The sequence below is a fragment of the Candidatus Protofrankia californiensis genome (genome assembly GCF_900634765.1).
GTDB lineage: Bacteria > Actinomycetota > Actinomycetes > Frankiales > Frankiaceae > Protofrankia > Protofrankia californiensis.
This window is the reverse complement of record NZ_CAAAFT010000103.1, coordinates 13,191-19,396: the sequence shown is the minus strand read 5'-3', so window position 1 is coordinate 19,396 and position 6,206 is coordinate 13,191. Positions and strand designations below refer to the sequence as shown.

The window sequence follows — 6,206 nt, the reverse complement described above, 5'->3', positions numbered from 1 at the left end:
GGCCTACGTCACCGAGTTCGCGCCCCGAAAATGGGAAGAAGGTCGGGGCGCCCCGTTCGCCGTGCTGGACGCCACGTCCGGGTCGGTGCTGGCCTCCGTGAGCCTGGTGGAGGTGACTGACGACGGCCTGGCCACAGTGGGTTACTGGTGCGCGCCGGGCGCGCGTGGCCAGGGTGTCGTCAGCCAGGCGGTCGGCGTGTTGGGGCGCTGGGCGTTTCAGACCCTGGGTGTCGAGCGGCTGGAATGGACAGCCGGTGTGGGCAACTGGGCCTCACGCCGGGTGGCGGAGAAGAACGGGTTCACCATCGAGGGCACCTTGCGCCGGGGCCTCGTCCTACGCGGTGTCCGGGTCGACTGCTGGATCGGGTCCCTGCTGCGAGACGACCCGCCACCACCATGAGGAGCGCGACATGTCCTGATCTGACATATTTTGGGTTTTGGGCGGAGAACCACCCGAGGACTCAGGTGATTTCCAGCAGCTTCTCCCTGACCGCGTAGACCACCGCTTCCATCCGGGAATGCAACTGAAGCTTCTCCAATATGTTACGGATATGATTCTTGACCGTGTTCTCGCTGATGAACAACTGCTTGGCGATGTCGCGGTTGTTGAGCCCCTTGGCGACGAGCCGCAGAACCTCCATCTCGCGATCGGTGAGCCTGGGAGTGGGTAGCTGCGGCCGACTGTCCGCCTTTTTGATCATCAGTGCGAACTCGGTGAGGAGCTTCGAGGCCATCGACGGGCTGATCAGGCTCTGCCCCCCGTGCACGGCGCGGATGGCCGCGGCAACCTCGTCGATCGAGATCTCCTTGAGCAGGTACCCCATGGCACCCGCCTTGATTGCGTCGTAGAGGTCACCCTCCTCGTCACTGATGGTCAGCATCACGATCTTTGCGCTGGGTACCGCCTGCTTGATCGCGCTGGTCGCGTCGATCCCGCCGCGACGCGGCATCCGGACATCCATAAGGACGATGTCGGGCGCGGTGTCAACCGCCATCGTGACGGCTTCGGAACCGTCCGGCGCCTCACCGACCACCTCGATGTCCTTCTCCTGCTCAAGGACCATCTGCAGGCCACGCCGGAACAGAGCGTGATCGTCAACGACGAGCACCCGGATGGGATCCGGTGACGACGGTTCCTCCCCGGGCTGGCGCCCATCCCCCGTCATATGACCTCCCTCGCGTCGCGACGGACTGCCTGCCGGTCAGCCCGTGCTGGTACACGGGCTGACCGGCAGGCGACTGAAGACGTCCACGGCAGATGGTCCCACGTCAACTAGACCTGCATGCCTTTACACCGTTGCGACCACGTCACGCTCTTGGCCGTAGCCGTCCTTCGGATCTGCCCGTCAGTGACCCGGACAGGACTTCCCGCAGGCGAAAAAGCATGATCGCGCTATCTTCGGCCCGCAGTGACCCGTACCGGACCCCTCCGGCGGCGCGAAAGAAACATCATCGCGCCGCCTTTGGCCCTCAGGCGTGAACCGCGGAACCCCCGTCGGGATCCTGACCCTCATCCGCCTCAAGCCGGATCAGCCCGTAGTCGTAGCCGCACCGCCGGTAGACGACACTCGGCAAACCCGTACGCACGTCACAGAAGAGGTAGAAGTCGTGGCCCACGAGCTCCATATTGGACAACGCGTCGTCGAGAGTCATCGGGGCGGCTCGATGGATCTTCTCACGGACGACAAAGGGTGACGAGTCCGGAACACCGTAGTCCGCGTCGCCACCGGCAGCTGCCGAAGCATCGGCATCGCCGGCGTCCGCCCGCCCGCCCGGCAGACCCGCCTGCGGGGCGACCACGGATTCTGACGGCTGTGCCAACGAACCACGACCCGCACCGTTATGACGGATCCGCCTGTCGGCGGCACGCCGTAGTCGTTCGGCGAGCTTTGCCGCGGCCAGGTCGAGCGCCGCGTAGGGATCGGCCGCGGCGGCCTCCGCACGGATGACCGGCCCCCGCGAGAACACGGTCAGCTCGACACGCTCACGGACATCCGCCATGCGCGGGTTGTGTTCACGAGAGAGCTCCGCATCCACCCGGAACGCCTTGTGATCGAACCTCTCAAGCTTCGCAATCTTGGCTTCGGCATGCTCACGGAACCTTTCGGGAACCGCGGTGTGCCTTCCCTTGACCACGATGTCCACTCGTTTCACCTTTCTGTTGACCGGAAGTTGTGATGACCGGGCAATCCGGACGGATCTGGCCAGATCCCACCTTCCGGTGTCGTGCCGTGCGCCAGGGCTTATCTGCTGCCTCGTTCCTTCCGCTCGGGCCCCGGACACCCAGGCCCTCGCTTCGCTTGTCAGTTCCCGCGGTGCCGGTACGGGTGACGACAGTTTTATCCCTCCGGTACCCCGGTCGCAGGCAAACGGACACCTTGGGGCCGGTCATCTCGAGTAGGGCGTCGGCGGGCCAACGTAGCGGCGGCGACCGCCACTACCGATACCGGTACCGCACCGGCACGCAACACCCGCGTGGCTTCGGACAGCGTCGCGCCCGTTGTCACGACGTCGTCGATGACGACGAACAACGGCTCGGGCATCCCACAGCCGTCCCGACCGCCAGGAACCCCGGGCGCGAAAGCAGCATGATCGCGCCGTCTTTGGCCCTCCAGGCCATGACGCAGGACGAACGCACCGTCGAGGTTGGTCACACGATCCGTGGCGGTCAAACCCGCCTGATCCGCCACCGGCCTGGCAGACCGCAGCATCGGAACCACCCGCGTCGGCACGCCGGCCCGACACAGCACCCGGGTAGCGCCGTCTGCGAGCCGGCGCACGTGGTCGAACCCGCGCCGGCGCACCGCGGCCCGGGTCGAGGGCACCGGCACGAGAACGACCGGACCGTTGTGTGCCGACATGACCCTGGCCGCGGCCACCGCGCGGGCAAGTGCCGACACAAGCGGACCGGCAGCGTCCAACCGGCCTCTTTCCTTGAAGGCCAACAGGATCTGGCGACACGGACCGTCGTAAACGGCACCCGCGAAGCACGGTGGCCCCCGCCGCCCCGGGGTGGCCATTTGTCCCGGAGCGGCGAGGAATGCCTGACGATCGACCGCAGCCGAACAAACCGCGCAGACCGCTGAACCCGAACGGCCGCAGCCGGCACAGGTTCGCGGCAGGAGAAGGTCCAGAAGAACCTCGAACGCGGCAGCTATATATGTATTGGGCATGTGTCGCATGGTCACCCCATCGACCTCGGCCTGGCCAACACCTGGTAAATCCTGTGGAAAACCCTCCTGTGGACGACGCCTGCCCGGGCATCCACGATGTACGGGATCCGATCACACGACCTTCCCGTCGACACAGAAAGAAACCATATGGATACTTATAGAGACCGTTGCCGGACTTTCCCGGCTGCCCGACACGCAACATCGGTAGATCTGGCACGATCGCACCCGCCGGGTCTGCAGGCGTCCACGAATGCGTGGAAGGTCAGGCCGATCATTGGCAGAGCGGATCCACCCGGACCACGAGTCGGTCACGGTAGTGCGAGTGAGCCGGCCCAGGACATCGCGAGGGGACGTCGGCGCGACCGCCTCCCCTCGGACTGCCGGAGGCCTGAAAACGTGAGGAGACCGACATGACCGGTGGACCTGGCTGGAGTGGGCCCCAGCCACCCGGCGGGCCGAATCCCGCAGACGGCCAGCAGCAGCCACCACCACCCCCCGGCTGGGGGCAACCACAGCCGCCCTCCGGGTGGAACCAGCAGCCACCACCGTCTGGCTGGAACCAGCCACCCGGATGGAACCCGCCACCGTCCGGCTGGGGACAACCACAAGCGGGAGGACCCAGCCAGTGGGGGCCGCTGCCGCAGGCCGAGAAACCGGGAATCATCCCGCTGCGGCCGCTCGCCGTGGGCGAGATACTCGACGGCGCCTTTTCCGCCCTGCGGCGCAGCCCCGGAGCGACGATCGGCCTGACTCTCGGCGCCACCACAGTGGCGCAGATCATCACAATCATCCTGACGGCCATCGGTCAGCGCGGCTCCTCCGGCGTCGCGGTCCTCTGCGGCGTCGTGAACGTGATCATCAACTTTGTCGTCGCCATCGCACTGACGGGAGCGCTCAGCGTCGCGGTCAGCGAGTTGACGCTGGGTAGCAAAGTAAAGATCGGAGAGGTACTGCAACGCGTCCGGCCCCGCCTCGCAGGCCTCGCCGGCCTGTCGATCGTGGTGACGCTGCTGACCTTGCTCGGGCTCATCGGGCTGCTCATCGGTGCCGTCTTCGTGGCGGTCGCGCTGGTTCTGTCAACCCCTGCGTTCGTCCTCGAAGGCGGCACGATCAACACAGCCATGCGACGCTCGTGGACCCTGGTTCGGGGCGCATGGTGGCGAACCTTCGGAATCCTGCTGCTCACGGGCATAATCGTCACCGTCGTGGTGTCCGTTCTCACCGTCGTGATCGGGGTGGCCTTCGCCGCCGGCGGCGACTCCATGACCGATCCGGTCACCGGCGACCTGACCGGAACGGGTCTTGTGTTCACCGCGATAGTGGACATCATTATCAGTATCGCGATCATGCCGATCATGGCGGGGGTGGTCGTGCTGCTCTACATCGACCGCCGTATCCGGCTGGAAGGGCTCGACATGACACTCGCCCAGGCAGCGCGGGACCGTCGTGCCGCGACCAACCAGGGCTACCGGTAACGGGACTACGAGCAACAGGGCTGTCGGTAAACGGTGATGATCGGGCCTGCGGTAACCCGCGACGAAGCGGCGGAGGAAGCCCGCCGCGAGCTGTCCAGGACGATCTATCACCAGGCTGAGCCGAGCTGGCCCGAACGTGTGGTGAGCTGGCTCAGCGAGCAACTCACCGACCTGTGGACCAGCGCCACCCAACCGTCGGGTGGGGGTCTCGGGATCGCAGCCGTCGTCATCGTGGCCGCCGTGGCCGCCGTGGCCGTGTGGCTGCGTCTCGGCCCGGTCCGGCGGCAGGCCCGGACAGCGCCGGTCGACCTCGACCTGAGCAGTCCGCTGTCGGCGGCGGCGCTGCGGGCCGAGGCCGACGCCGCAGCCCGTGCCGGTGCGTTCGCCGAAGCGGTGCGGTCACGGTTGCGAGCCGTTGTGCGGATGCTGGAGGAGACAGGAGTGCTGGAGCCCCGTCCGGGGTGTACCGCCGGTGAGCTTGTCACCGAGGTCGGCCGGATCGCCCCCGCTACGACCCCCGCCCTTGCGTCGGCAGTGGCCATATTCAGCGAGATCTGGTACGGCGGGCTGGAGGCGTCGGAGGCGTCCTACCGCGCTGTCGTGCAGGCGGACGAGGCACTCACCGGTCTGCGACCACGGGCGGGGACAGGCGGCAGGCCGGCGCCCACGTTCACGGTGCCGGCTTGAACTCCCCGGCTGGCCGAAAGCAGCGCGATCATGCTTCTGGCACGCTGCCTTCGGCCCAGCTCCCCAGGCCGCTGAGCGCCGCGCGCCGGGGGCTCGACCCGCGAGCACGCCGCGGCGTCCGCGTCGCGGCCGTCCTGATACTGCTGATCATCATCTGTGTGGCGCTGTCGGCCATGGTCGAACGATCGAACGGGCGCCCGCTTGATCCGGGGTCGGCCGACCCGACCGGGACCATGGCCTTGGCCCAGCTCTTGCGGGCACACGGCGTCGAGGTCACCTCGACGGACGATCCGACCGAGGCGGTGAGCACACCGGATCCCGCCGACGTCACGATCGTGCTGGCCTACCCGGAGCGGGCCTCCCAGCGGGTGCTCGACACGCTTGTGCATGCGGCCGGCCGGGGCAGCGACGTGGTGCTCCTCGAGCCGGACGCGGCGGTCGTCGGCGCCCTGGGCCTGCCGGTCACCGTCGCCGGTCGCGTCCCATCCGGGACGCCGACGCCGCGGTGCCGGCTGCCCGAGGCCGCCACGGCGGCGGCGGCCACGCTCGGCGGCGGGTCCGGTTTCCAGGTCACCGGGCCGAACCCGGCCGGGGTCACCGCCTGCTACCCGGTGGGGTCGGCCTCGACGCTGGTCGTCGTGCAGGCGCCGCGAGCGCCGGGCCAGCCGCCGTCACCGGCTCGATCCGGACGGTTCGTCCTGGTCGGCAACGTCGCGTTCATGACCAACGACCGCCTGGACGAGCAGGGTAACGGGGCGCTCGCGATCGGGCTGCTGAACCGGCATCGCACCCTGTCATGGGTGGTCGCGCAGCCGGGTGGACCGGACTCGGTGGCCCGCAAAGGCCTGCTCGACCTGCTTCCCGACCGGGT

The 6,206-nt window shown here is 67.8% G+C and carries 7 protein-coding genes; 4 read left to right on the top strand and 3 right to left on the bottom strand.

All coding sequences use genetic code 11. The annotated features are described in order from the left end of the window. A partial coding sequence (locus DD1DGNOD_RS06230; protein ID WP_131769646.1) for a GNAT family N-acetyltransferase occupies positions 1–400 on the top strand: 400 nt, incomplete at its 5' end. Positions 401–461: 61 nt separating this feature from the next. On the opposite strand, the gene DD1DGNOD_RS06225 is transcribed toward DD1DGNOD_RS06230, so the two are convergent. The 3 genes from DD1DGNOD_RS06225 to DD1DGNOD_RS06215 all read right to left on the bottom strand — a co-directional run bounded on the left by DD1DGNOD_RS06225 (position 462) and on the right by DD1DGNOD_RS06215 (position 2,921). Then, positions 462–1,166 (bottom strand): response regulator, encoded by a 705-nt coding sequence (locus DD1DGNOD_RS06225; protein ID WP_131765657.1) that lies wholly within the window; start codon positions 1,164–1,166, stop codon positions 462–464. A gap of 304 nt (positions 1,167–1,470) precedes the next feature. After that, positions 1,471–2,145, bottom strand: coding sequence for a ribosome hibernation-promoting factor, HPF/YfiA family (gene hpf, locus DD1DGNOD_RS06220; protein WP_165036468.1), 675 nt, complete (start codon positions 2,143–2,145; stop codon positions 1,471–1,473). Between the two features lie 194 nt (positions 2,146–2,339). Further along, positions 2,340–2,921: a ComF family protein gene (locus tag DD1DGNOD_RS06215; protein ID WP_206442982.1), complete on the bottom strand. Its 582-nt coding sequence runs from the start codon at positions 2,919–2,921 to the stop codon at positions 2,340–2,342. A 662-nt stretch (positions 2,922–3,583) separates the two neighbouring features. On the opposite strand from DD1DGNOD_RS06215, the gene DD1DGNOD_RS06210 reads away from it, so the two are divergent. From DD1DGNOD_RS06210 to DD1DGNOD_RS06200, 3 genes are all read left to right on the top strand, one after another. Continuing rightward, the gene (locus tag DD1DGNOD_RS06210) at positions 3,584–4,648 is read left to right on the top strand and encodes a proline-rich domain-containing protein (RefSeq protein WP_131765655.1); all 1,065 of its coding nucleotides are present in this window, start codon (positions 3,584–3,586) and stop codon (positions 4,646–4,648) included. Positions 4,649–4,684: 36 nt separating this feature from the next. After that, complete coding sequence (locus tag DD1DGNOD_RS06205) at positions 4,685–5,335, top strand: DUF4129 domain-containing protein (RefSeq protein ID WP_131765654.1); 651 nt, start codon at positions 4,685–4,687, stop codon at positions 5,333–5,335. Next, positions 5,332–6,206, top strand: an 875-nt coding sequence (locus tag DD1DGNOD_RS06200) for a DUF4350 domain-containing protein (protein WP_165036466.1), incomplete at its 3' end; no start/stop codon positions are given. The genes DD1DGNOD_RS06205 and DD1DGNOD_RS06200, both read left to right, overlap by 4 nt.

What these genes read in the sequence shown, in the direction of transcription:
- DD1DGNOD_RS06225 (WP_131765657.1), bottom strand. Translation starts at nt 1,166, where the DNA reads ATGACGGGGGATGGGCGCCAGCCCGGGGAGGAACCGTCGTCACCGGAT.
- DD1DGNOD_RS06210 (WP_131765655.1), top strand. Translation starts at nt 3,584, where the DNA reads ATGACCGGTGGACCTGGCTGGAGTGGGCCCCAGCCACCCGGCGGGCCG.
- DD1DGNOD_RS06205 (WP_131765654.1), top strand. Translation starts at nt 4,685, where the DNA reads ATGATCGGGCCTGCGGTAACCCGCGACGAAGCGGCGGAGGAAGCCCGC.